General features: G+C 63.2%; 19 protein-coding genes. 18 read left to right on the top strand and 1 reads right to left on the bottom strand.

The window, feature by feature from the left end:
- Positions 1 to 151 precede the first annotated feature (151 nt).
- The 4 genes from QTI51_RS36770 to QTI51_RS36750 all read left to right on the top strand — a co-directional run bounded on the left by QTI51_RS36770 (position 152) and on the right by QTI51_RS36750 (position 13,655).
- Complete coding sequence (locus QTI51_RS36770) at positions 152 to 10,888, top strand: autotransporter-associated beta strand repeat-containing protein (protein ID WP_286518197.1); 10,737 nt, start codon at positions 152 to 154, stop codon at positions 10,886 to 10,888.
- A gap of 240 nt (positions 10,889 to 11,128) precedes the next feature.
- Positions 11,129 to 11,347: a TetR/AcrR family transcriptional regulator gene (locus QTI51_RS36760; RefSeq protein ID WP_503011585.1), complete on the top strand. Its 219-nt coding sequence runs from the start codon at positions 11,129 to 11,131 to the stop codon at positions 11,345 to 11,347.
- Between the two features lie 1,061 nt (positions 11,348 to 12,408).
- A complete protein-coding gene (locus QTI51_RS36755) occupies positions 12,409 to 13,146 on the top strand; it encodes a hypothetical protein (RefSeq protein WP_286518198.1) in 738 nt (245 codons plus the stop codon).
- A gap of 374 nt (positions 13,147 to 13,520) precedes the next feature.
- A complete protein-coding gene (locus tag QTI51_RS36750) occupies positions 13,521 to 13,655 on the top strand; it encodes a hypothetical protein (protein ID WP_286518199.1) in 135 nt (44 codons plus the stop codon).
- A 217-nt stretch (positions 13,656 to 13,872) separates the two neighbouring features.
- Here QTI51_RS36750 and QTI51_RS36745 read toward each other — a convergent pair whose 3' ends face one another.
- Positions 13,873 to 14,151, bottom strand: coding sequence for a helix-turn-helix domain-containing protein (locus QTI51_RS36745; protein WP_286518201.1), 279 nt, complete (start codon positions 14,149 to 14,151; stop codon positions 13,873 to 13,875).
- A 997-nt stretch (positions 14,152 to 15,148) separates the two neighbouring features.
- On the opposite strand from QTI51_RS36745, the gene QTI51_RS36740 reads away from it, so the two are divergent.
- The 14 genes from QTI51_RS36740 (at position 15,149) to QTI51_RS36675 (ending at position 26,587) form a co-directional block, all read left to right on the top strand.
- A complete protein-coding gene (locus tag QTI51_RS36740) occupies positions 15,149 to 15,448 on the top strand; it encodes a hypothetical protein (RefSeq protein ID WP_286518202.1) in 300 nt (99 codons plus the stop codon).
- A 323-nt stretch (positions 15,449 to 15,771) separates the two neighbouring features.
- Complete coding sequence (locus QTI51_RS36735) at positions 15,772 to 15,993, top strand: hypothetical protein (RefSeq protein WP_286518205.1); 222 nt, start codon at positions 15,772 to 15,774, stop codon at positions 15,991 to 15,993.
- A gap of 840 nt (positions 15,994 to 16,833) precedes the next feature.
- Positions 16,834 to 17,160, top strand: coding sequence for a hypothetical protein (locus QTI51_RS36730; RefSeq protein ID WP_286518206.1), 327 nt, complete (start codon positions 16,834 to 16,836; stop codon positions 17,158 to 17,160).
- 319 nt (positions 17,161 to 17,479) lie between these two features.
- A complete protein-coding gene (locus QTI51_RS36725) occupies positions 17,480 to 18,310 on the top strand; it encodes a metallophosphoesterase family protein (protein ID WP_286518207.1) in 831 nt (276 codons plus the stop codon).
- A complete protein-coding gene (locus QTI51_RS36720; protein WP_286518209.1) occupies positions 18,310 to 18,648 on the top strand; it encodes a hypothetical protein in 339 nt (112 codons plus the stop codon). Before QTI51_RS36725 ends, QTI51_RS36720 begins: the two co-directional genes overlap by 1 nt.
- Positions 18,649 to 18,723: 75 nt before the next feature.
- Positions 18,724 to 19,173: a hypothetical protein gene (locus QTI51_RS36715; protein ID WP_286518211.1), complete on the top strand. Its 450-nt coding sequence runs from the start codon at positions 18,724 to 18,726 to the stop codon at positions 19,171 to 19,173.
- 306 nt (positions 19,174 to 19,479) lie between these two features.
- A complete protein-coding gene (locus tag QTI51_RS36710; protein WP_286518212.1) occupies positions 19,480 to 19,719 on the top strand; it encodes a hypothetical protein in 240 nt (79 codons plus the stop codon).
- Positions 19,716 to 20,576, top strand: a complete 861-nt coding sequence (locus tag QTI51_RS36705; RefSeq protein ID WP_286518213.1) for a metallophosphoesterase — start codon at positions 19,716 to 19,718, stop codon at positions 20,574 to 20,576. Before QTI51_RS36710 ends, QTI51_RS36705 begins: the two co-directional genes overlap by 4 nt.
- A complete protein-coding gene (locus QTI51_RS36700; protein WP_286518215.1) occupies positions 20,573 to 21,442 on the top strand; it encodes a metallophosphoesterase in 870 nt (289 codons plus the stop codon). Before QTI51_RS36705 ends, QTI51_RS36700 begins: the two co-directional genes overlap by 4 nt.
- A 30-nt stretch (positions 21,443 to 21,472) precedes the next feature.
- Positions 21,473 to 22,141 carry an HAD domain-containing protein gene (locus tag QTI51_RS36695; protein ID WP_286518217.1) on the top strand — a complete coding sequence of 223 codons (669 nt, stop codon included), beginning with the start codon at positions 21,473 to 21,475 and terminating at the stop codon, positions 22,139 to 22,141.
- 69 nt (positions 22,142 to 22,210) lie between these two features.
- A complete protein-coding gene (locus tag QTI51_RS36690) occupies positions 22,211 to 22,636 on the top strand; it encodes a hypothetical protein (RefSeq protein ID WP_286518218.1) in 426 nt (141 codons plus the stop codon).
- Between the two features lie 60 nt (positions 22,637 to 22,696).
- Positions 22,697 to 23,068: a hypothetical protein gene (locus QTI51_RS36685; RefSeq protein WP_286518220.1), complete on the top strand. Its 372-nt coding sequence runs from the start codon at positions 22,697 to 22,699 to the stop codon at positions 23,066 to 23,068.
- 269 nt (positions 23,069 to 23,337) lie between these two features.
- A complete protein-coding gene (locus tag QTI51_RS36680) occupies positions 23,338 to 24,891 on the top strand; it encodes a Fic family protein (protein ID WP_286518222.1) in 1,554 nt (517 codons plus the stop codon).
- 451 nt (positions 24,892 to 25,342) lie between these two features.
- Entirely contained in the window at positions 25,343 to 26,587 is a 1,245-nt protein-coding gene (locus QTI51_RS36675; RefSeq protein ID WP_286518223.1) for a type II toxin-antitoxin system HipA family toxin, read from the top strand.
- Positions 26,588 to 26,963 lie beyond the last annotated feature (376 nt).

Below are 26,963 nucleotides of genomic sequence, written 5' to 3'. Positions count from 1 at the left end.
TTCGTTGTCTTTGGAATGTTGTTAGCGCGATCCGTCCGAATGCCGTCCGTCTAAATTACCCATTTTTAATCGGATCGAGAAATCGAATCGCCACAGAATTCGAATCGAATACGACACGCTTTGTGTGTACGCCGCCCAGGGAGAAATTTCAATGAATACCGCTTACAAGACGATCTGGAACGCAGCCATTGGCGCATGGGTGGCTGTCTCCGAGGCCACTCGCGCGCGGGGCAAACGCTGCACCGGTGTGCGCGCCGGTCGCGCTCTGCGCTTTGCAGGTCCGTTGATCGCCGCAAGCGGCTTCGCGATGACATTGCCCGCCTGGGCCGCATGCGTGTTGACCGGTACGACGCTCGATTGCACTGGTGTCAACGGGGGCTATCAAGGGGTGGCCAATGGCGGGACCATCAACAACCACGGCAGCATTGCTACGCTCGGCGATGGCACATGGGGCATTTACGTCGGCGCGGACGTCACCGTCAACAACTATGGCGCGATCAGCGGCAAGTCCGGCATCGTCGGCGGCGCCGGGCTGGTTGTGAACAACATTGGCGGCACGATCATTGCCGACGAGCGCGGAATCCAGTCGACCAATGGAGCCATCAACCTGGTGAACTCCCAGGGCGGCCTCATCCAGGGCTTTGGCGGCGCTTTGATCTACGCTGGCGGCACGATCCTGAACACGGGCAACAGCGTCATTGACGGCACTGGCTATTTCGGTCTTGGATTCTCGAGCTCCAGCGCGAGCATCACCAATACCGCGGGTTCGACGATCAGAGGCGCGTACAGCATCTACGCGCAGGACACCAAGATCACGCTCGACAACGCAGGCCTGATCCAGGGCAATGTGTTGCTGACCACCAACGTTGAGAACCGTATCACGCTTCGTACGGGCGGCCAGATCCAGGGCGGTCTGTCCGTGGGCGGCGCCCCCGGCTCAACACTCACGCTGGCGGGCAGCGGCACGCAACTCTATTCGCAAGCCGTCACCGGCGGCACCGACTTCGGTGGAACTCTCTTCAAGGAAGAACTTGGCGATTGGTTGCTGGACCGCAGCTTCGCGCCCGCCGGCGCGTTTGTGAACGCAGGTTCGCTGGGCTTCGCTGCTGGGGGTTCGTTCGATGGTGGCACGGCCGTGAGCTTGACTGCCGGCACGATGCTCTACACGACCGCAGGCGCGGCCCCGATCATCGGCCACCTCGATGGGGCAGCGGGTAGCACGGTCTCGCTGGCTGGCGGTTCCTCGCTGGACATGCGCGACAACCTCGACGCGACCATCGCCAGCGACATCGGCGGCGCGGGCGCCCTGATCCACAGGGGTAGCGGCGTGTTGGCGCTCAGTGGCAATAACGGCGGCTTTGCCGGCAGCATCCTGGCCTATGCGGGCACGCTGCAGCTGGCGAACCAGCAGGCGCTCGGCGACGCTTCATTGGGCATCGGCGGACCGGTCACGCTGACAAGCCCGACTGCGCTGACGCTGGGCAGCGTGAACCTCTTCGCGCCCGCCGGCCAATTGTCCGTGTCGGTGCCCGGTTCGGTCACGTTCAATGGCCTGGTCTCGGGAACAGGCACGCTGGATCTGCGCAATATCGCCGGCACCGTTTCGCTGCTGGGCAACAACAATTACAGCGGAGGCACGCGGTTGGCGAACAACACGGTCGCGCTCGGCACCAACGGCGCGCTGGGCCAGGGCGTCGTGTCCGTCGAAGGCGCCACCACGCTCACGAACGCCGCGACACGCTCGCTGGCCAACGCGTTCGTCATCGGCAATGCAGGCACCCTCACGGTCGGCGGCAACGCGGGGATTGCCATCACTGGTGAGGTGTCGGGCGATGGTGGCTTGGTCAAAGTGGGCGCCGACGAGCTCGTGATCAATCGGGGCAACATCTACGCGGGCGGCACCCACGTCGCGCAAGGCACGTTGCGCATCGCCAATGTCGCCGGCAGTGCCACAGGGCAGGGCGCCGTGACGGTGGACGGCGGGGCTACACTGGTGGGCACCGGCTCGATCGCGGGGCCCGTGAGCGTGGCTGCGGGCGGGAGCCTGTCGGTGGGCAGCGGCACAGGTACCATGAATACCGGCGCGCTGACGCTGGCGGCAGGTTCATCGCTCGACATGGAGCTTGGACAGGCCGGCGTGGCGGGCGGGTCGCTCAACGACCTGCTCAACGTCAACGGCGACCTGTCGCTGCGCGGCACGCTCAACGTGAGCCAGTCGGCTGGCGGCAACTTCGGCGCGGGCATCTACCGGCTCATTAACTACACGGGTGCGCTCACGGCCAACGCGATGAGCATCGGAAGCGCGCCAACGCCGCCGGGATACCTGGCGCTGCAGACGGGCATCGCCAACCAGATCAACCTGGTCAACACCGGCGGCTTCGCGCTGAACATGTGGGACGGCGGCGATCCGGCCAACTTCAACGACGGCAAGATTGCCGGCGGCAACGGTATCTGGCGCGCGGGCAGCCCCGGCGACAACTGGACCGACATCAACGGTGTGGCGAACGCGGGCTGGGTGCAGAACGGCTTCGCGGTCTTCGGCGGCGCGGCTGGCGCTGTCACTGTGGACAACAAGGGCACCGATGGTGCGGTGCGCATCGGTGGTGCGCAGTTCGCGGTCGACGGCTATAGCCTGGGTGGCGATGCATTGACGATCAACGCACCCGCGACGGTAGTTCGTGTGGGCGACGGCACTGCTGCAAGCGCCGGCATGACTGCCAGCATCAATGCGGCCATTGGCGGCACGGGCGGGCTCGTGAAAGACGACAGTGGCACTCTGGTGCTGGGCGGAGCCAACAGCTACACGGGCGGCACCACTGTCAAGGGCGGCACGCTGCAGATCTCGGCTGACAACAACCTGGGCGCCGCAGGCACAAGCCTGTCGCTCGACGGCGGCACGCTGCGCGTGGCGGTCGGCGCGCCGACGGTAAGCTCTGCCCGCGCCATCACGCTGGGTGCGGGCGGTGGCACTGTGGATGTGGCGAATTCGCAGTTCGATGCGAACGGCTCCATCGGCGGCGTCGGCGGCCTCTCGGTCAAAGGTGCCCTGGGCTCGATGACGCTGAATGCCGCGAACACTTACGGCGGCGGCACGACGGTGCAGGACGGCGGAGTGGTCGTTGCCCACGTGGACGGTGCGTTTGGCAGTGGCGACGTGCACCTGCAGACCCAGAACACGCGGGTGGTGTTCGACGGCACCGCCAGCGCCGGCTCCAACAACTTCATCCTGGGGCGCGCCGGCACCGCCGACGCCAACAACACGCTGGTGTTCACGCAGTCGGCTTCGGCGGGCACGGCCAGGATCACCTCCAATGGCCAGGGCTACCAGAGTCTCATCGGCAATACCGCGCTGTTCGCCAACGCCAGCAACGCCGGCAGCGCGACCATCGACGTGCAGGGCGGGGGCGTTCTTTTCAACGACCAGTCGAGCGCGGGCGCCTCGGCGATCACCAACGTCGGCAACGGTGCGGTGGCATTCGCCGGCAATTCTTCCGCTGGCACAGCGAAGATCGGCAACCTTGACGGGCTGCTGTATTTCTCAGGCGGCGCTGACGCGGCCACTGCGTCGGTCAGCAATGGCGCGGGTGCCACAGTCGATGTCAGCGGCATCATCTCGCCGACGGGCCTTGCAATCGGCTCGCTCTCGGGAGACGGCGCCGTACTGCTCGGCGCCACACAGCTCACGCTGGGCGGCCTGAACACCAACGACCTGATCTCCGGCACCGTCTCCGATACCGGCAGCCTTTTTCCCCAGCCCGGTGCGGGTGTCGGCGGATCGATTGTCAAGGTGGGTAGCGGCACACTGACCCTGGGCGGTGCGAACACCTACACGGGCGGCACCACGGTGGCGAGCGGCACGCTTGCGGTGAACAACGCCGTTGGCAGCGCGACAGGCACCGGCGCGGTACAAGTGCAAAGCGGCGCGACTCTGACGGGCACCGGCACCATTGCCGGCGATGTCACGCTGGCCAAGGGTGGCGTCGTGTCTGCGGGCAACGCTGGCGTGGCTGGCGGCGTCGGCACGCTCACCACCGGCAACCTCAGCTTGGCCAATGGCTCCGTGCTGAACTACGACCTGGGCCAGGCCGGCGTGGCGGGCGGCACGCTGAACGACCTGATCAACGTCAACGGCAACCTGCAGCTGGACGGCACCTTGAACGTGGCGCAGACGACGGGCGGCAAATTCGGCGCGGGTCTGTATCGGCTCATCAACTACACCGGGACGCTGACCGACAACGGCCTGGACATCGGCATAGCGCCGACGGATGCGAAGAACCTGCAGGTGCAGACCTCCGTCGCCCACCAGGTCAATCTGGTGAACTCCGATGGCGTTGCGCTCAACTTGTGGGATGGCGCCAGCAGCGCCAATTTCAACGACGGCAAGATCGCCGGCGGCTCAGGCACCTGGCGCGCAGGCAGCCCCGGCGACAACTGGACCGATGTGGGCGGGGTGGCCAACGGCACCTGGAAGCAGGACGGCTTCGCGATCTTCAGCGGTACCCCTGGCACCGTCACGGTGGATAAAACCGGCACAGCCGGCACGGTGCGAATCGGCGGCGCGCAGTTCGCGGTCGACGGCTACACGGTCGAGGGCGACGCGTTGACCCTCGCCGCGGCGAGCACGGTGGTGCGCGTGGGCGACGGCACCGCCGCCAGCGCCGGCATGACCGCAACCCTGAACGCGCCGTTGGCCGGCGCTGGCGGCCTGGTGAAGGACGACGGGGGCACGCTGGTGCTGGGTTCGGCGAACTCGTACACGGGAGGCACCACCGTCAAGGGTGGCGTGCTGCAGATCTCCACGGACAGCAACCTGGGCGCGCTCGGCACGGGCCTGGCGCTGAACGGCGGTACGTTACGCATCGCACCAGGCTCCGCACCATTCGCCAGCTCGCGTGCGCTTGCGCTCGGGGCGGGCGGCGGCACCGTCGACCTGTCGAACAGCCAGTATGGCGTGGGCGGTCCGATCACCGGCGATGGCCTGCTGACTGTCACTGGCAAGGGCGGCACGCTGGGCCTGGTCTCAGCGAACAGTTACAGCGGCGGCACCATTCTCAAAGACGGCGCGAGCATCACGACCACCGTGAGCGGCGTGCTGGGCACAGGCGCGGTGCAGCAGCAAGGCAACGCCACGGTCTTGTCTCTGCTCGGCACGGCGAGCGCGGGCAACAACGCCTACACCGTGGGTCGCGCGGCCAGCGCGGACAGCAGCAACACGCTGTCGTTCTCGCAGGACGCCACGGCTGGCAACGCGACCCTCACTGTCAATGGCACGGGTTGGTCGACGACAGGTTCGAACGCGCTGCAGTTCGGCGACAACGCCAGCGCGGGTGCGGCCACCATTGTCAACCAGGGCGGCGCGATCAATGTGTTCGACAACGCGAGCGCGGGCACCGCAACGATCACCAACGCCGGCACGGGCCTGCTGGCCTTCGGCCTGGCCGCGTCTGCGGGCAGCGCCACCATCGTCAACCAGGCAGGCGGCCTGGTGCGCTTTGCCGACAGTGCGACGGGCGCGCAGGCGTCACTCGCCAACGCGGCGGGCGGCACGCTGGACGTGTCGGGCGCCACAGCGGTCGGCGGCACTGCAGTGGGGTCGCTGTCGGGCGCGGGCGCGGTGGTGCTCGGCGCCACGCGGCTCACTCTGGGTGGGCTGAACACCAACGACATGCTCTCGGGCACCGTGAGCGACAAGGGCAGCGTCTTCGTGCAGCCGGGCACCGGCACCGGCGGCTCGCTCGTGAAGGTGGGCAGCGGCACGCTCACGCTCGCCGGGGCCAACAGCTACACGGGCGGCACCACGGTGGCGGCCGGCACGCTGAGCGTGAACAACGCGAGTGGCAGCGCGACCGGCACCGGCGCCGTGCAGGTGCTGGCCGGCGCCACGCTGGCCGGCAGCGGCGCCATCGCGGGCGCGGTGAACATCGCCAAGGGCGGCATCCTTGCGGTGGGCAACAGCCCCGGCACGCTGACGCTCGGCGGCCTGAGCCTGGCCGCAGGCGCGGTGATGAATTACGAACTCGGCCAGGCCGGCACTGTGGGCGGCGCGCTGAATGACCTCGTCAACGTGAACGGCAACCTGCAGCTGGACGGCACGCTCAATATCGCGCAGTCGGCGGGCGGTACCTTCGGCCCGGGGCTGTACCGCCTCATCGGCTACACCGGTACGCTGACGGATAACGGCCTCGACATCGGCACTGCGCCCGGCGCAGCGGCCGACCTGCAGCTGCAGACCTCGGTGGCCCAACAGATCAACCTGGTCAACCGCGCAGGCCTGTCGCTCAACTTCTGGGACGGCGGCGACAGCAGCAAGTACAACGACGGCAACGTGGCGGGCGGCAGCGGCACCTGGCGTGTGGGCAATCCACAGCCTTCGCTGGACGGCTGGAGTGACGTGGATGGCAAGCTCAACGCCAACTGGGCCCAAGACCAGTTCGCAGTGTTCGGTGGCAACACCGGCACGGTGACGGTGGATGGCGGCGGCGGTACTGTGCGCATCGCAGGCGCGCAGTTCGCCACTGGCGGCTACCTGGTGCGTGGCGATGCCATCGAGCTCGGCAACGCAAGCACGGTGGTCCGCGTGGGCGACGGCACGGCCGCTGGCGCGGGCATGACTGCAACCATCGACGCCGCGCTCACGGGAACGGGCGGTCTGGCGAAAGAAGACGCCGGCACGTTGGTGCTCGGCGCCGCCAATACCTACAGCGGTGGAACCAGCGTGACCGGGGGCGTGCTGCAGATCGCCGCAGACAGCAACCTGGGCGGGGCAAGCGGCACGCTGTTGCTCGACGGCGGCACACTGCGCGTAACGGGCGAGACTGCCAGTGCGCGCAGCATCACGCTTGGCAAAGCCGGCGGCGGCTTCGACATCGATGCGGCACGCACCGTGGCGTTGACCGGCACGCTCAGCGGCTCCGGCAGCCTTCGCAAGGCTGGCGCGGGCACATTGCAGCTGGGTGCAGCCAATAGCTACGCGGGTGGCACCGAGGTCGCTGCGGGCTCACTCGAGGCGATGGTGAGCGGGGCGCTCGGCGCTGGGCCCGTGTCTGTTGCCGACAACGCGTCGCTTGCCTTCGCCGACGCGGCCGACGCAGGCAAGCTGTCCATCAACGTGGCTGCGCGCGGCAGTGCACCGACCGATAACGGCGGTTTCGTCGCATTCCGCGACGCGAGTTCCGCGGGAAGCGCGAACGTCACAACCAACGACGGCGCGACAGTGGAGTTTCGTGACAAGTCGAGTGCAGGCAACACTGTGATCGACAACCGCGGCGGCCTTACCAACTTTCTGTTCGATGCATCGGCAGGCCAAGCGCAGATTACCAACCATGCCAAGGGCCAGATCAACCTGATGAACGACGCGAGTGCCGGGCAGGCGCGCTTCGTCAATGAGAGCGGCGGCCTTATCGACTTCTACGACCGAGCGAGCGCCGACCAGGCCACGGTAGTGAACAACGCGGGCGCGCGGCTGCGCATCGTCGACCTGGGCACAGCCGGCCTGAGTATCGGCTCACTCGAAGGCGCGGGCGATGTGCTGCTCGGGGCCAAGGCGCTCACGCTCGGCGGCCTCGGCAACAACGACACGCTCTCGGGCTCCATCGGGGGCGCGGGCGGCTCGATCGTGAAGGTAGGCGCAGGCAAACTCACGCTCACTGGCGCCAGCAGCTACACAGGAGGCACCACTGTCAACGCGGGGACGCTGAGCGTGAACAACATAAGTGGCAGCGCTACCGGCAGCGGTGCTGTTCTGGTGCAGAGCGGAGCCACGCTGGCAGGCAGCGGCACCGTCTCGGGTGCGGTCACCATCGCCAAGGGCGGCGTTCTGGCCGCGGGCAACAGCCCCGGGACCTTGACGCTGGGCGCGCTCACGCTTGCCGCGGGCGCCGCGTTGAACTACGAGCTCGGCCAAGCGGGTGTGCCCGGCGGCGCGCTGAACGACCTGATCGATGTAGCCGGCAATCTGCAACTCGATGGCACCCTCAACGTCGCGCAGTCGGCCGGCGGCAGCTTTGGGCCCGGGCTGTACCGCCTCATGAGCTACGGCGGCTCGTTGACCAACAACGGATTGGACGTCGGCGGCGTGCCGGCCGGCACCAAGCTGGCCGATTTGCAGGTGCAGACATCGGTGGCCAATCAGGTCAACCTGGTCAACCGGGCAGGTCTGTCGCTCAACTTCTGGGACGGTGGCGACAGCAGCAAGTACAACGATGGTCAGGTCGCGGGCGGCAGCGGCACGTGGCGCGCAGGCAATCCGCAGCCTTCGCTGGACGGCTGGACCGACGCAGATGGCAAGCTCAATGCCAATTGGGCGCAGGACCAGTTCGCGGTGTTCGCCGGAAAGGGCGGGACCGTCACCGTGGACGGTGCCGGCGGCGCGGTCCGCATCGCAGGCGCGCAGTTTGCGGTCGATGGCTACGTGGTGCAGGGCGACGGCATCACCATGAACGGCGCCAGCACGGTGGTGCGCGTGGGCGATGGGACTGCGGGGGGCGCGGGCATGACCGCCTCGCTGAACGTAGCACTCGCAGGCACCGGTGGGCTGTCCAAGGAAGACGCGGGCAGGCTGATCCTTGGCGGCGCTAACACCTACAGCGGCGGCACCACCGTGAAGGGCGGCGTACTGCAAGGCAGCGCAACCAGCCTGCAAGGCGACATCGTGAACAACGCTGAGGTGGCCTTCGATCAGGACAAGGCCGCCGGCACGTATGCCGGCACGCTGAGCGGCACTGGCCGGGTGCGCAAAATAGGCACGGGTACGTTGGAGCTCAGTGGCGTGAACAGCTACTCGGGCGGCACACTGGTCGATGCCGGCGTGCTGGCCACCAGCGTCACCGGCGCGTTGGGCAGTGGCCCGGTGAGCGTGGCGGCTGATGCAGGGCTGCAGTTCGGCGGTGCGGCCAACGCGGGCACCCTGGTGTACACGCTGGCAAGTCCTGGCGCTGGGCCGGCCAGCGCGGGAGGCAGCTTGCAGTTCGCCGGCACCAGCACTGCCGCTGGCGCTGCCATTGACAACAGGGGCGGCAGCGTTCGCTTCCAGGACAGCGCCAGCGCGGGCACTGCCAGCATCGTCAACGGCGCGCGCAGCGTGATCGCTTTTGCCGACAAGGCCAGCGCGGACAAGGCCAGTGTCACCATACAGACCGGCGCGCAGCTGCGCATCGATCAGGCCGCCACTGGCGTGGCCATTGGTTCATTGCGCGGCGCGGGCGACATCGTGCTTGGCGCCAAGGCGCTCACGCTCGGCGGACTGAACGGCGACGCGGTGCTCTCGGGCGCGATCAGCGGCGCAGGCGGGTCGTTGGTGAAGACGGGGACGGGCACGCTCACGCTCGCCGGTTCCGCGACCCACAGCGGCGAAACGCGCGTGGCAATGGGCGCGCTGAAAGCCGGCGCCGCCGACGCCTTCAGCGCGGCCTCGGCTGGCGTGGTCACGGGCGGCGCCACGCTCGACCTTGTGGGCTTCAGCCAGCGGATGGCGGGCCTGTCGAATGCGGGCACCGTCTCTCTGCTGGGCAGCGCTCCCGGCACGACGCTCACGCTGAGCGGCCCTTACGTCGGCAACGACGGTGTGCTGCGCCTGGGCGCCAAGCTGGACAACCCTGGTATCGCCGACCGCCTGGTGCTCGACGGCCCCGCTGCCTCGGTCAGCGGACGCACCACGGTGCAGGTGTCCAATCTGGGCGGCCTGGGCGCGCCCACCATCGGCGCGGGCATCGAACTGATCAGCGCGCGCAACGGGGCTACCACCACTGCCCAGACCACCAAGGACGCCTTCGTGCTGTCGGGTGGACACGTCGATGCCGGCGCGTTCGAGTACCGGCTGTATGCGGGCGACGCGGGCGGACGCGGCGAAGACTGGTACCTGCGTGCCGACGCCCCACCGAGCGGGTCTGGAGCGTTTGGCGTGCCGCTGCCGGCCTATCGCGCGGAGGCATCGCTGTTCGCGGCACTGCCGAGCCAACTGCGCCAGAGCGATCTGGGCATGCTGGGCAACCTGCGACAGCGCATCGGCGACGACGATGTGCGCGGCAGCGCAGGTGTCTCGCCGAGTGCGGAAGGCGGCAATCGCCGTGCCTGGGGGCGGTTGATTTCCACGGACATGAACATCCGCCAAGGCGGCACCGTGTCGCCCCGAAGCGAAGGTCGCGTGACGGGCCTGCAGGCGGGCACGGACCTGCTGGCCACGCCCGACTGGCGCGCTGGCATCTATGTCGGTCAACTCGAGGGCGATACCAGCGTGAGTGGATTCGCCAGCGGGCTGCTCGACACCGCCGCCGGGCGTAACAACCTGCGCAGTCAATACCTGGGCCTGTACGGCACCTACACGAGCGAAGACGGTTTCTACGCCGACATGGTGCTTCAGGCAGGGCGCCACCGCTACACCTTGCAGCCGCAGTTGAGTGTCGGCGTCTCCGGCAAGGGGAACAGCCTGCTGGCCTCGCTCGAGGTGGGCAAAGCCTTTGCCCTGGGAAGCAGCGGCTGGTCGATCGAGCCGCAGCTGCAGCTTATTCATCGCCGCCAGCGGCTCGACGATGCACAGATCGCCGGCGCCCTCGTGCAGCAGGACGCCGACAGCGGCTGGATCGGCCGAGCGGGCGTGCGTGTGAAGGGCAGCTTCGCCACCGGCATCGGCACGCTGCAGCCCTACGGCCGCGTGAACGTGTACCGAAGTTCGAGAGGCAACGATGTGTCCCGCTTCGTGAACCCGGCGGCCATCACCCCGATCGGTACGGCCATCGGCGGCACCAGCACCGAACTGGCCGCGGGCTTCACGCTGGCATTAAGCGAGCGTACCAGTATCTACGGGGAGCTTGGCAAGCTGTGGGCATCGGGCGGCGCCACGCGCGTAGGCAGTTCGATTAATGCGGCGATGGGTGTACGGGTGAAGTGGTGAGGAGAAGGTGCCAGCCTTGCTCTGTCAGGACGTGCGGGGTGTAAATCGTGAGACCGCTGCCGATGCAGCATGCGTTGGGGGAAGCCCTCGACCAATTCGACCCTGAGTCTGCTCCCTGTTCTCTCATGGGAGAGGCTGGCGGATGGATAGCTTTAGCGGCTTGCGGGAGCCACGGCCGCGCCCTCGATTGCGTGTCGCGCCAGCGCCTGCGCCACGAAGTCCGAGGCCTTCATCTCCTCGATGAAACCGCTGAGCCAAGCCTGCGCTGCCGTTCCGCCTTGGGCACGCCCAGTCCGCCGGGAAAATCTGCGGGCCGCTGAGACTCTGCTTGCAAGTCATGGCATCGAGAAGGCGTCCTTGCGCGACGTCACGATGCTCGCGGGCGTCAACGTCGCGTCGGTGAACTACCACTTCGGCTCGAAAAACATCCTCGTTAAGGCCGTCTTCCAAGCTCGCTGAAAGGGTGAGCGCGTCGCGCACTGCAGCGCTTGAGGCCGTGCGCACTCAGGCGACGCGCGCAGACCTGCCCGCGAGCGTCGAGCAGATCCTGCACGTGTTCTTGGCGACCAATCTCGCTCCTAACGAGCAGATGCATGGCGAGTTGCTGGCTCAGTTCCGATACACCGGTGCAGACGCTTTACTGGCGCTACAACTTCATGAACGACCGTGTTCAAGTCGGTCATAGACAAGGCCCGCGAAGCCGTTTCGCTCGATTGTCTGAAGGCAGTGCAGGCCCAGGCAACCGCGAGGAACTGGAAGTGACACTCATGGATTTTCTGGGAGCCTCCATGCGCGGTGCCTCCAGTTTGCCGGCTTCACCACCTGCCCCGCAATCCGCCCAAAGCCCCTCAAAGCGACCCTGACTCGCTCCGCACCGGTTCGGCCTGTGCGTAAAGCAAGCCGCGAGGCGGGATCGGGCGGGAGCTTGCAGGTCGGCGACGCGGTTTACGCATGGGAGTTCTAGGTAAGCCAATGTCGAACTGTCATGTTCGGCCCTCCTGCTGTGTGGACCTGTCGGACATTCACGCCGCGCGCGTTAGCCACTCGCACGCATATCGCCTCGCGCCCCTGTTCTCTCATACGGTTTTCTGGATTGGGCGATCACGGAGCAATTTCCCACACCCGTTGTGGGAGAACGAGTCACGGCGCGTTGCGCGCTGGCCTCGAAGCTACGTGGTTTGATGCCTCTTGGGGGCTTCGGGTGAAATTTGCCCAAACAGGGTGACTTTTCGCCTGAGATTCATGGTCCACGACTCCCAAAAGTTCTCCGCTTTCCCGCGCTCGCTTTAGGAAGTTTTAATCTCTTTTATCTCTTTAATACCTTTAGGGGCGAAAAAACCAATATGAATCAATGACTTAGATGCGTTTCCGGAGAGGTTTTGGGAGTTTCCGGAGAAGTTTTGGGAGTTTCCGGAGTGGATATGGGACTTTGTGGAGAAGTTTTGGGGCAAAACCGGAGTGGATATGGGATTCTGAGTGAAGCTGTTGAGCGCCAGCATCTGAGCGGAAGCGGAGAACTTTTGGGAGTCTCCCTCACCTTCCAGTTCATTTTTGGAGCCGCGCTGCCGCAAACACTCATGGACAGTTCGCATGCCTCCAGCTCCACCATCTTCCCCCTGAAGGACCGGTTCACGGTTCTGATTTTTCGCTGGTGGGCCGCCAGGCTTTTTCGGTCTGAAAACAGGGGGACCCCGGGTGTTTTTGCCCCTGCGAACGAGGCCTTCAGCCCCACAACCTTCCGCAAGGTGCACCTCCTGGGCGCTCGGATCGACGAACGCGCCATGTTCGGCACGATCGCCGACCTGTATTGGCGGTTGAATACCGACTCCAAGTTCTGGGATCCGAAGTACTCCAAAGAGGTTCGCGGGCACTTGGACAACCACCTTAAGCCGCACCTGTTGTGGAAGACGCCCATGTGCACTACCAGCGTGCCCGTCGCCATGGGGTCGATCGAGCGGTGCGCGCAGGACTTCGTCTCGATTGCGTACAAGGTGCTGTCCCTGGTGCGGGCCACGGCGAATCATGCAATCGAGATCGGTTGCATCGATGCCACGCCGCTGACCTCGTTACGGCCCAATTCCCGTATCCGCAAGTACCGTCTGGATAGCAAAATGGGCAAGAGGACCTACCCGCCATCCTTGAAATTGTGCGCCTGGCCATCATCGTGCGCGACGACTCGCCGGCATGCTTCTAAGTGTGGTTGTGCCATGTCGTTCTCGCCCATACCGGCTTGCGAGTATCCAACGCGGTCGCGCTGAAGTGGGCGTATGTACCTGGAGAACGCGGTCGTGCCCTTCCCGCGCGACATGATGAAGCCGATGGTCGCCGACCCTAGGCCAGTGACCGGGGCTGGCGCGCCTTCCATGACGTTCCCCTGGCCCCGCAATTGGCGGCGATGCTGCACAAGCTCGAGCGGCAAAGCGACTACGTCTTCTTCGGCCCTTACAACTAGGCGACCCACATCACCGCCGAGACCATGTAATGGCACTTTCGCGAAGGCCTGGGCCTGGCCGGGCTGCACAGCCCTCACAGCTGGCGCAGCGCGTTTTCGACGTGGGCCGATGCCCAAACGACAGCGCAGGGGCACCGTGAGTTCGACCGCGATGACATTGAACTCGTCCTGGACCACACGGTGGGTTCTTCGCTGATCGAGACCTACAACCGCGGCGTGGCCATCGAGCGCCTCCGCCCGATCCTTTGCGCCTGGGCCGATGCCTTGGAAGTGTCGCAAGCGGCGTCATCGCCCGCGCTGCCCAAGAGAACTTGATCATCGACGCGGCGAAGATCTTATCAAGGGCATCGAGGTGACGCCGGTTCCGAAGGGCAATGCTGTGGCGGGAGAGGGCGGCACCCTGCGCAACTGCGCTCGTGGCGGTGCGCGCCGGCTGGCTCGCAAGGGTGCACGGCATCCCTCGCAGCGCGCGCACGGGAAGCGGCGTGACGCGACCTGACGTCACCTGTCGGGTGGCGTGCCAGACGAAGCGCTACTTGGCTTTGGGGGGGTGGGTGAGTCCCATGCGCTCGACTCGGGATGCAAACTCGGCCTCGAAGCTCGCGACGTCGAAATCGGTGGCAGCCAGCCATTGGCGCAGCTCGAGGTAGTCGATCTGGCGCACGCCGGTCTCGATCTTCGAGACGTCGCTTTGGCGCATTTGCGCCCGAGCCGCGAGATCGATCTGGTTGAGGCCGACATTGAGGCGCAGTTCCTTGAGGATGGCCGCGAGGATCCTGTTTTCGCGGCGATGGGGTGAGTTCTTTTGCATGGAGCCACTTGTTTCAGTGGCCGAACCTTGCGGGCGAGCAAAAATTATGCGAAAACCGAATTCATGCTGGTAACCCCTTGCCGCTCGAATGACGCTTCATTCGGCAGAACGTTTGTTAGCGGGCATGACGGCAGTCCACGACTTTGTGGCAAAAAGCCAAAAAGGCCTCGCAGTCTATCTGCAGCACCGGATCCGTTGCATCTTCGCCAGCGTCGCACTGGCGATGACTTTGCACTTCACGCGATGGCACGTCGCTTGGCGGGGCTGACCGGGTGCGCAGGCACGCGCAGCAGCTCGGGGCAACCTTGCGCGCAATTCGTGCACGCGCACACTGGAAAGGCGCAGATGGCCTGGCGAGCGAGTTTCGAGCCCGCGCCGCGGGGATCCAGAGCCACAGCGCGTACGCAGCGCCAATGCCGCCAGCGAACGGCTGCGGGTGCACAGCCTTGCAATCGCGGCGCCATGGGCAGCCGCTGGTTGCTCAGGGTAAGGATCGCTCGCATCCATCGTCTTCAAGAGGGGCTCACCACCAGTGACGGATTGCAGTACTTCAAGAAATCTCACTCGACGTGGAAGCCGCCCTGGTACGCCAGGACCTCCTCGCGGCTCGCGCACGCTCGACAGAACTCGATGGGCCATGGGGGGCCTTGTCGAGCGGCTCTTTGCGAACAGAGAAGGGCGTAACAAGAAGGGGATGATGTGGGCGAGGCCCGCATGTGGCTGGACGTGCTGCGTGGCGCTTTGGAGGACCTGCACCAGTTCTGGACGACGCTGGAGCACGCACGTCTTCTCTCGGAGCCTCACGACCTTCTGACGTCGATCCAGGCGCGCTTGTGTGTTTGGCTGCGCCTCCGGCGATGCGGCCCGTCCATGTCGCGGCCGGGCCATCGTTGGATCCCGGGACGTTTAGGCCGCGTAGCAGCGCCGCGTTCACCAAGGCCGTGAGGGCCGTGCACTAGTCAATGAGGTCTCGGCTTCCAGGGCTGCGGAATTTGCCATGCACTACGGCTACGGCGGTTGCGGAGAGTTCGAGCAGGCGATGTCGCTCAAAGGTGTGGAAGGCCCGTATACCCACACATGGCCAAACGACCTGGAGACGCCGCTGTTCGGCTTCGCGCAACGCAATCAGTCATTGTTTGATGTGCGTGCGCACAGGGTGGTACGCGCCACCGAACTGCTGCACGGAAAGCCGTGGCGCATGCTCTCGCGGCGCCATCGCCAGATGAAGAACTTGTTGCTGTTCGATCCGCCGGAGCGGCTGATCGCATCGTTCGTCGCGGTCGATCAGCAGATCTGACGAGAAGACGAGACGGCAAACGTTGCGCAACGGTCGTGCGCATGGGCCAGGCGGTGACCGAAACAATGCGCCATGCGGTTCTTGCTCGGCGCGCGAGCGCACGCATATGAAAATCCTCATCGCCTCGGATCTGCACCTCGAATGCGCTGCATTCGAGCCGCCACGCGACGTCGAGTTCGATGTTGCCGTGCTTGCCGGAGACGTTCATTCACCCGCTCAACGCGCAGTCGAGTGGGCGGGCGCGCGCTTCGGCGACGAACTCGTCGTTAATGTGCCGAGCAACCATGAGTTCTATCGTGGCCCTATGGACACGGTTCCGGACGATGCGCGCCGCAACCAGCGACGGGCGTGTGCATCTGCTGGATGCAGGCGAGGCGCTGATTGGCGGGGTGCGGTTCCTCGGAGCCACCCTGCGGACCGGTTTCGCCTTGGCACTCGATACTCCGCAGGGCCGGCGCAGCGATCCAGCGGCGCACAAAAAGACAACCACCAGACTGTTAGTCGACTACGCGATGATCCTAATCACGGATTTGGAGGTCGCCTGAAAAGCCAGGCGTAACCCGCCGGTGCGCGTTCTCACGGCTGAGGACACCTGCGCCATCCATCGTTTCCAGTGCGCCTGGTTGCTCGACAGGCTGCGCCAGCCGTTCAGCGGCCCTACCGTGGTCGTCACTCACCATGCACCACATCGACGCTCACTCGCTGCGCGCTTTGCCGATGACTGGACTTCTTGCGCCTTCGTGAACGAACTGCCAGACGCTCTCTTCGATGTGCCGGTACCGTGGATTCACGGCCACACCCACGAGTGCTTCGAATACAACGTGCGCCGCTGCCGCGTGGTGTGGAATCCGCGAGGCTACGGGGCGACACGCAACTGAGCTGGCAACGCGCATATCCCCGGCTCGTGATCGAGATCGCGACATGCCCGTAGCGTCGGCGACGCTTTGTCGTTTCCACAAGTCGCATGCGCACCATTGCGCGATGTCTAAGCATCGCGCTAGTTGCCAGGGCGGACGCAGCCTGAAAATGCGATTGGAGGGCCAGATGATGCTGCTCGGTCCACGCCGGCCGGTCACGCGCTGCGCCAGCGAGTGAATGGAATTTCCTCGCTCGCGCGTGCCACCTGACCAGATAGATGACGTGTGCAGGCCGTACTTCGCCAACACCAGCGTGAGGTCGGTAGGTGCGGGAAACACACTTCGGCCTGCCACGAAGAGTCACGTCGTCACAGGCGCTCGAATCGCTGCCTGAGTCGGCGTGGGCGGCGCCTGCCTCCATCGCCTGCCGAGCGACGAGTTGCCCGCGCAATCCGCGACCCGTGGGAGGACTAGCGAATTCAAGACTGGATCTAGAGAACAACGCGTTGGCGCGCCGCGGCCTATCGCATGAAATTCATGCTCACCGGATCCGAAAATTCGCGCACTTCACTCGTAGCTACCAGCTTGGCCGCGCCCACCATCCCGAAACTGCCAATCCTCATTCGTGGCGTGGTTCAACTGCTTTCACATCGGCTGTTGAACCCCGGCGAATTGTATGCGAAAATCGAATTAAGCTTCGTTCTCCGCGCGGTTGTAGATGTCCGTGAAGGCGGCTTCCCGCTGTTCGTCGAGAGCGCAACCCATTTGCGGTCGATCCGATCGTCTCTTGCCGAAGATCAAGAGTTTTTCGTGACCTGTCCCTTCTGTAGTGAGCAAGATCGTTCATGTTTCTGAAATCGGATTGCAAAGAAGCAGAAGCCTTGGTTGGACGTTCGGCACGCATCGTCATCCCTCAAGATCGATGCACGGTTCGCTTGCGTCCAGTCGCAAGCCGTTTTGTTGCCACGTCCTTTGGACAGACGGAAGCGCGAAATCTCTTCGACGACAAGTTGCAGTCGAATCTCGAGAGCGAATGGGACCAGCCCAACGGGTGGCACTCGAGCGAATCATCGGGGCAGCCTGGAGTTATCCGGCCGAAAGGCTCGTCCACTCGCTTCACAGCTAGAGGGTTGCTTTTTCAACCAACGCAACGGCCGCTGAAACCCTTGACGCTATGACCTTTCGCTCTCACTTTTACACCTCTTCGCCCGCGGCGATGGGGAAGTCTTCTGACGAACGCCGAAATCCAGAGCATCAGGGAAATTCCCCGAGCGGCTACAGGGAAGGCCTCATTTTCTGTGGTGACCCGCATGGCGAGTTCTTGTCCGTTGTTGAGACGGTAAAACGTTTTCTGCCTGTGGCCATCGTGCTGCTGGGCGACCTGCAGCCACGCCAACCACTGCACGTCGAGTTATCTTCCATTCTCGACCAGACGCAGGTGTGGTTCATCCACGGCAACCATGACACCGACAGCGACCAAGACTTCGATCACCTGTTTGGATCGAAGCTCGGTGACCGAAATCTGCATGGCCGTGTCGAGACGATCGCAGGCTACAGGATTGCTGGACTAGGAGGTGTCTTCAGGAAAAAAATCTGGGATCCGGCCCATCCGACGTCCCGAGCGCGTTTTATTTCGCGCGAGGCATTGCTCGCGCACGCGCGTCGAGGCAAAGCCGGCGCTGTGGATCAGTGGCGCGGCGGCTATGCGCGAAAGCACTTCTCAAGCATCTTTCCTGAGGAGGTCGAAGCGCTGTCTTCCATGCAAGCAGACATCCTCGTGACGCACGAGGCCCCTTCTGCGCATCCACGCGGATTCCAGGTGCTTGATGACTTGGCGGTCGCGCTCGGCGCCAAGCTTCTCGTGCATGGGCATCATCACGAAGACATCGACTATGTGCGCGACGGATTGATGGGCGCGTCGTCACCGTTTGCGGCATTCGGCGTCGACATGGGGTCGTTTTTTGCTTGGCCACCGGCTTTCAACAGAGAGCAGGAGACCCAGTGATGCGAGCATTTATCCGGAGCCTGCAGAACAAGCGACAGGACATCGGGAAAGCGCTTGCCCGCCAGGACTTTCTTTCTCCAAAGTGGTATGCCTACGAACTTGGCATTCAGGTCGAAGACACAGAACGAGAATTTGAGCTGTATCGCCGTAGCGTGCCTGCATTTCCGGCGGCGAGTGACGCGAATAAACGCATCGAGAACCTGTTCAGTGCGATCCGCGGCGAACTAGAGCGGCTGAGGAACGGTCTTGTCGAGCAGAAGCTGGAAGCAGCTGAAGAATCGCTCGTCACGCTTTGCTCACTGCTGGCGCAACTCGACGTATGTTTGGAAGACGCGTGACATGTCACGACTGCACCGACAGCGTTCCGAAACTCTCGACCTGAGCAGTACCGTCGCCATCCTGATTAACAGAAGATGATTACTCAAAAATATCAGCCCGGATTTGTGCTGGCCAAGATGAGATTTCACGGACTCTCGGAAGATGGGGAGTTCAACGTAAGAATGATTGAGCTACCTCGTGATTTTGGAATCGCCATAGTCCAGACAAGAGATCGAGGTACTGATGTTGAGAGAACCTATCTGATGTTGGATCGAGGCATGCTCCACGAGCTTCTTGTAGACGAGAGCCACGAGGTAATGGACATCACTATCGCGCGTAGGGTTGGGCAAGATGAGTGGGGTTGGAATCCTGAGAGCGTGCAGCAGGCGTGGCTTTGCAAGCCATCTGGGGCAACTGGGGCAAATCCCTGGCGTGTTGTTCTCCAAGCGGAAGACGGCTCGATTGACAATGAGGACCTAGAGTTTCTCAGCGAGGCGCTGGAAAGGCGCATTCAGTGGATACGGCCTGAGCTTCCTGTTCTTTGAAAGCTCGGAAACTCGCGGGACTCACGTGCGCTTTCGTCAAAAGGTCTCGTTGCTTAACTTGTCCTGGATTTTTTGGAAGCAGCGATGAATGCCGATGACTGAAGCAATCTCCAATCGGTACCCAAGCCCACAAGGCCTGTGGGTAGATGACAGAACTCGAGGTTTGGCATGAAGCGTACGTGTGAGAGAGACGCCATAGACAACTTCGCTTGCCTGCGATGTGCTTGCCGCTGCTCGAAGGGAGAACTCTTGCCAACACATCAGCGCCAAAAAACACAGTCCCGAGGCCGCGGGGAGGCAGTCTTCATGACTGATGCCCTCCGTGCTCTGCATCGTCTGAGCACGTACCCCTTACTGGAAGACCTTGCACGTCAGCACACAGAGGCGACGAGGCTGGACGGTCGCGCGATCGCGGCCATCTACAAGAAACACTTGGGGAACATCGACGAGCGAGTGCTGCAGCATCATGAAAGAAGTCTGATGCGTGCGCTTGGCATTGCAGTTGACACCAACAGCTCCGCTGCGTCTGAAAGCAGTGGGCCATGAAGCTTTTGGTCTTGTCAGACTTGCATCTCGAATTCGGAACCTTCGCGGTGCCCGAGGTCCAGTTCGATGCTGTTGTGCTGGCGGGAGACGTAGCTGTTCCGGCGATCAAAGCGGTCCACTGGGCGCGTCGTACTGCCAACTTCGGCGTCACCCGGCCGGTCATCTATGTGCCGGGCAACCACGAGTTTTATGCCGACGTGCTGTCCAGCGGCCTGGCCAACCTTCAGATGGCCGTGCAGGGCACCAACGTCCACGCATTGAACTGCGGCGAGGTGGTGCTTGACGGAGTGCGCTTCCTGGGTTGCACCTTCTGGACGGATTTCGCCCTGCGCATCGACACCAAAGACGGCGCTCGGTCAGATGTTCCACGGTCGGTGTCCGAGTCGAAGCGGGTTCTTACGGACTACCGCGCCATTAGGGTGCACGAGGATCGAGCACCGGCTGGAGCAAGAGGCAGCGAGCGGCCGTCGAAGCGGCTGCTGACGCCGGCGGACACGCTGGCTCTGCACCAGGTTCACCGCGCATGGCTTGCCGCAAAGCTCGAAGAGCCATTTGCCGGGCCAACGGTCGTGGTGACGCACCATGCTCCGCACCGCAATTCTCTGGCCCCCATCTACGCAACGGATTGGGTGTCGGGAGCGTTTGCGAGCGAGCTGCCCGAGGAGTTCTTCAAGGTCCCCGTGCTGTGGGTGCATGGCCACACACATACGAGTTTCGATTACAGGATCGGGCACTGCCGCGTCGTCTGCAACCCCCGTGGCTACATGCTCGGCATGAGCAAGCGAGTGCCTGAGAACGACGATTTCAACCCCGCGTTTGTCGTCGACATCCCAACCGATCGGGCGAGCGTGCGATGAAGCTGCTGATCCTTTCTGACCTCCATGCTGAGTTCAACACGTTCCAGGTTCCCGAAAACTTAGAGTATGACGTCGTCGTTTTGGCAGGCGACATCCTGGAGCCAGGTAGCGCCGCTGCAGCCTTGCTTCGCGGGTCGATGGGTTTCGGCGACCAACCCATCGTGCAAGTCGCCGGCAACCACGAGTACTACGAAGCCGTCCTCGGGTCGGAACAGACGAGGATGCGCGACAAGGCAAAAGAGCACGACATCCACTTCTTGGACTGCGACGAGACGGTCATCGGCGGTGTTCGGTTTCTGGGGTGCACGCTGTGGACCGACTTCGGCCTGCATATCGTCGATCCTGGCTTCCCGGGCGGCGCGCCGAGACTTTTGTCAGATCGATTTCGTGCCATGGCCGAGAGTCAGCGCTATGTGGTCGACTACACCGCCATCCGTGTTGCCGCGCAGCCCGGAACGAGCACGTTCACCAGCCGGCGAATCCAGCCCATCGACACCTTGCTCATTCATCGGCGGCATCGTTCTTGGCTGCGCAGGAAGCTTTCTGAGCACTTCGGTGGCCCCACGGTCGTTGTAACTCACCATGCGCCGCACCGCAACTCACTGGCGCCGAAGTACGCCGAGGAATGGACGTCCGCGGCCTATGTGACCGAACTCAGAGATGAGTTCTTCGACGTGCCGGCGCTTTGGGTCCACGGCCACACGCATACGAGCTTTGACTACCAGGTCGACAGCTGCCGGGTGGTGTGCAACCCGCGAGGCTATGTCGACTGGAACGGAAACTTCGAGAACGGAGACTTCAATCCCGCTTTCGTAGTTGAGATCCAGCATGCGGGCTCTGTCGCCCCGCCAGCTCGCCGCGGATGACCGTGCTTTCAACTTGCGCAATTTCCAGTCATGCGACCCATCCTCTTTCTTGACCTGGACGATGTCCTCTGCCTCAACGATCCATACGGCGGTTATGACGTGCTCGCAGGAGGCGTGCCCGACGGTCTCTGGGAGACGCTCTTTCATGCACCTGCGGTCAAAACACTGCTGCGTGTCATCGACGCGTACCAGCCGGCGGTGGTCCTGACCACCAGTTGGCTGAGGTTCTTGGATCGCCGAGGTTTTGAAGAGTTATTTATGAGAACCGGGTTGGCCAAGGTCGCAGCTGCACTGCATCCAACGGCGTGGGAGGCACCCCAGAACAGAGGCAGGTCTCGACTGGAGGCAATCGAAGCCTGGATGTCTGCACACCACAACGGCGAGCCGTTCGTCATCCTGGACGACACGCTGTCCGGCACGGGATTGGCACGATCCCGTTTTGACAGATGCGGGGCTGTGGTGCTGTGTGAGGTCGGCGTTGGCCTGACGGAGGCGCACTTCGAAGCCGTTCGGCGTGCGCTGGGCGCTGGCTCCAGAGCGTCGGACCAATCTGAGCAAGTCGTTCCGGAAGCCCAGACATTGTCAGTTCTCGATGGGATGCCCCTGGCGTTCGAACCGGCTCGGCATCGTGGCGAAGCAATGGCCGACGAGTCGGTGGACGCAATGCTGCTGGCCGACAAGAAGACGCTTGACTCTTAGTCCTCGAACCCGCCTGTGTACGTTAGTACCTCAAGGCCGGGCTTTCCAACCTCACTACCAACTTGAACCATGAATCCTCCAGAATCTATCGCAAGCCGAACCGAGAAGGTGGCCCATCAACGGCTCGTCGATGCAGTCCTCGGCGGGACAGAGTGGATTCCTGTCGCTGAGTTGGGACGCAGACTCGACCCCCAGTCAGAAACTCCTCACGAGGTGCCGGAGCAATGGCTGCGCAGCGGGCAAATCTTGAGCATCGAGCATGAAGGGGTGCTCTTGGTCCCGGTGTACCTGTTCGACGCGCAGTGGCAACCATTGCCCGGTGTCGCAGAGATTCTTCAGATCTTCGATGGCTATTTCGGATGGTATGTGGCGGGATGGTTTGAGTCAAAGAACTCCTATCTGGGCGGGCCGAGCCCAAGAGAGGTGCTGGCGCTCAGACCGGATGCTGTTGTGGGTGCCGCCAAGGACAGTTTGGAGCCTGTCTCGAATGGATGACCTGCTTGCTGCGGGTTCACCTCGGCTCGCTTTGCAAAAAACAAAAAACCAGTCGAACCCATGAGTCATCGACGTTTGTTCAAACGCTTTCTCATCGTTGAATTCACCAACCTGAGGCCTGCGCCGGTGGTGGATGAACAGCCAAGCGTTACGTCGCGCGCCTGGAGAGTGTTCGAGTGGTTGGGTGAACTGCGAATCGTGGCAGTCATGGACGACGACGCGATTCGTCTGACCTCGCCGGTCGTTGCGTTCAATGCGCAGGCGAGGGCATTGATCACCTCCTCCGGACGCGTCTACTCGTTCGACGTCCCACCGACCGAGCGGCTAAGCCTCAGACGACTTTTCGAGGCGCGACTCTTGCATAGCGGGTTGGACGGGGCGCAGGACGTGAGTGACCACCTGTGGGAAAGCTTCAAAGCTGCGGAGCAATGATGCAGCGCGGGCGAGCCTTCGATGGAAAACCGAAAACGCGTCGACAGGAGGATGCGCATGGTCCCTGATCGTGCCATTTTCGATTCTTGTCATTGTGGCGAGAAAGCCCTATCGCTCCTTCGCTGTTCATGAGCGCGGCTCGTGATGCCTGTTCCCTTTCGACCAGCGCTGCAGCACCGTCGCCGAGGCCATCTGGGGGCAGAGGCAAGCGGCCGCGCGACGCCGCATCATGACTTCAGCACTGACGGCCATCAAAACCGTGATTGCGAATGTCCATGCAGGACAAGTCGGTCATTGCAGCCAAGGCTGAGCAGGTAGCGATGAAGCAACAAGCCGAACGCCTCTTTCTTGATGCAGAACTCACGCCCACGGAGCAGCGTGTGGTGCAGCGCCGGGTCGCCTCCGGCGAGTTGAACCAAGTGCACAGCGGCATCGCCACGCCTTTGCCTGCCGCCGACTGGCCAGCGCTGTTCCAGCGGGAGAAGATCCGAATCCTGGCGGCGCTTTTCCCCAAGACCGTCGTCGCCTACCGGAGTGCGTTCGATGGAATGGTGGGCAGCACGATTTACCTCGCCGGCAGCAGTCAAGCACGCGTGGTGGAACTCCCGGGTCTGAGGGTTGCGCTATCGAGTGGCCCGGGGCCCGTCGAGGGTGATACCCCGATGCAAGGTCGCGAACTCTACTTCCCGAGCCCAGCCCGGATGCTGCTCGATGCCGTGGCACCGGCCCCGAGCGACGACGATCCGGGATACGACCGAAAGGTCAGCGCCGAGGAGCTTGAGCAGCGACTGATCTCTGTTTGCCATTACCGCGGAGAGCAGGCCTTCATCGACCTGCGAGAGCGCGTGAAGGCTGTCGGCGCGCAATTGAACGCACCCCGTTCGCATCTGCAGCAGCTCGATCGATTGATGGGCGCAATCCTCGGTGCATTCCCCGATCAGAAGATGGCCAGCGCAAGCGGCAGCGGCCGTGCGAGGGGCTACGACGCCGCGCGGATGGACCTGTTCCACACGCTGGTCCAGGCCTTGAAGATGAGCGAGCTGCAGGAAATCGCTTATGTCGCCAGCTCGCCGTTTGCGGCCACCAACTTCGCCTTCCTCGAGTCGTACTTCAGCAATTTCATAGAGGGTATCGAGTTCGAGACCGAAGAGGCCCGCGCAATCGCCCTTGAAGGCAAGATCAGCGCGCCTTGGCCTCAGGATGCCCACGACATTAAAAGCGTCTTCGATCAGGCCAAGGGTCCGTGGCGGGGGAGGGCGATCACTGATGCCAAGGCCTTCGAGGAAGCCCTGCGAGAGCGCCACGGACTGATGATGGCGGCGCGGCCCGAGGTATCGCCTGGCAAATTCAAGTCTTCGCGCAGCGCGGCGGGCAATACGACGTTTGTCGACCCCCGCCTGGTCCTGGGCACGCTGCGAGAGGCAGGGCTGCTCTTGCACGACGTGGACGCTGGCATGCCCCGCGCGCTGCTTGCGATGTTCATCGTGTCAGAGGTGCATCCATTCAACGACGGCAATGGACGTCTGGCGCGGCTGGTCATGAACTCGGAGCTGAGTGCTGCGGGTGAGGCGCGAATCATCGTGCCGACGCTCTTTCGCGACGAATACCTCGACTGCCTGCGAGAGATGACGCGCGCAGCGCGGACCAAGCCGTACCTGGACGCGATGGCGAACATTCGGCGTTGGACCGCGGCGTTCAACTACGACGACCTCGACGCGACCATCGACCTCATGAAGCGGTGCAACGCGTTCGAGAACTCCTTGGTCAGACACCAGCTGCTGTGGCCTAAGAATCTGAAGGAGCAAGATGATGCAAAAACTTAGGTACCGTCCGGACCTTGATCGCCGGTCGGACACCGTCGATTCGCTATCCCGTCAATACGGACAGTCGATGAGCCTCATGCGCTGCGCCTTCTCGCGCGAAAACCAACTCATGTGTTCGAGCGTGCAGCGACCCGATCGGACACTTTCGATATTCCTCCGCCGTCATTCGCGCCTGAAGGCCCAGAGTTCAGCCTCATACACAAGTCCGATGTCGAGCACACGGCGCTCGCGCTGTTGGCACGCTTGCGAGGAAGTTGCGTTCTCGGATGACATGACGGACCTTTCGGCGCATGGTGTCACGACGATTGGAGGGTTGCAAGCCTTCGAGCGAAGGACCTTGATCGAGGTCGGACCATATTCGCATCGAGCTGCCTCTGAACGCGGCGGCACGGTGCGGTGGCGGCCGTTACGTGGCCGCAGCTCTGTCGGTCGATGAACGGGGTGCTGGATCATGAAACTAACCAATGACCTCGGCGCAGGCGAACTGGAGGTTTGGCTGGACAGCGATCTCGGTGCGCCGCAAGCGGTGGGCATGCTTGCCAAAGATCATGGCCACATCCGCTTTCAGTACACGGATTCGTGGCTCGCAGATCGACAGGCCTTTGCCCTCGGGCCCGATCTGCCGCTGAGCACGCAGGTGTTCTTCGCGCCGAGCGAAGGCGGAGTCTTCGGGGCGCTGAGAGACATCTGTCCGGACCGATGGGGACAGTCGATCCTGGCGCAATGGGAGGCGCGTCAGGCGCGAGACGAGCAGCGCAGTACGCGAGAGCTGCGGACTTGGGATCTTCTGTGCGCGGTACAGGACTTGGCGCGTCAAGGCGCACTGCGGCTTCGCGCGCCTGGTGAGGCGCAGTATCTGAACGAAGGCACACTTCCGACGTCAGCGCCCATCGACTTGCACAGCCTCGCAGGTGTCGCGCAAAACTTCGATTTTCATGAGGCCCTCGGAAACGTTGCATCGCGAGATGTGCTGACGACAATGCGCCTGAGGGGGGCGTCTTTGGGTGGCGCGCGGCCCAAGATCAGCTATTTGGATCAGGAACTTGGAGAGCATTGGATTGCCAAGCTACCCATGCTGACTGACAAGCGAGACGTCGGCGCCTGGGAGTTCGTGGCGCACCGCCTCGCTGAGCGCGCAGGGATCGACGTTCCACAGGCAAGGCTGTTGCCGCTCGGCAGCGTGCATCGCACGTTTTGCGTTAAGCGCTTCGACCGCACGGGCGAGACGCGGCGCCTGTATGCATCAGCGATGACGCTGCTGGAAAAGAAGCGGGGCGAGAGCGCAAGCTACCTCGAGCTCGCCCAATTTCTCGAATCCCAGGGTCGTCAGCACATCGGCGATGACCTGACGCAACTGTTTCGTCGGGTCGTCTTCAACGTCGCGCTGGGCAATCGCGACGACCATCTGCGGAATCACGGCTTCCTTCGCGAAAGGAATGCGTGGCGGTTGGCTCCCGCCTTCGATGTAAACCCGAACATCGACAAGGCGTCTCATGTCCTGAGCCTCGATGATTCGGACAATCGGCCGAACCTAGACACCGTGCTTTCCACCGCAGCGTTCTATGGATTGACCGAGGCAAAAGCCGGACACGTTGTGTGGGACGTACTGGATGTAGTGCGCGAGTGGGAGCAAGAAGCCGCAACGCTAGGCATTTCGAGGCCAGAATTCGAGCGACCGCCCCCTCCTTCAGTGTGATTGACTGCAAGATGCATTGAAGCTACACAAATTCCTCGCGCTTCACGCCAAACTTGAGGACTCGGCACCGGTACATATCGTTTGACCTTCCGGCATGACTTGCGCAAGCTTTCCAGCGACAACCGATTGAATTGCATTCAGCTCGGTTCCCCAACTCTCGCAAACGCTGCAAGGCGATGCTACAAGCCGGAGCAGCAAAGGGCCCACGGCACTACTAGCCCAGCCTGTTGATTGCCACCGAAAATTGACCCTCTAAACGCAGTAAGGGGGTGCGGACGAAAACTTGGACTACCAGGAGGTAGTTCGTGTATTCCTACGAAGATCGGATTCGAGCGGTTGAGCTCTACGTCAAGCTGGGCAAACGCGTCAGACCGAC

The sequence above is a fragment of the Variovorax sp. J22G73 genome, from assembly GCF_030317035.1.
In the GTDB taxonomy this organism is placed as follows: Bacteria; Pseudomonadota; Gammaproteobacteria; order Burkholderiales; family Burkholderiaceae_C; genus Variovorax.
Note: the sequence above shows the minus strand (reverse complement) of the source record. Positions and strands in the feature narration are given on the sequence as shown.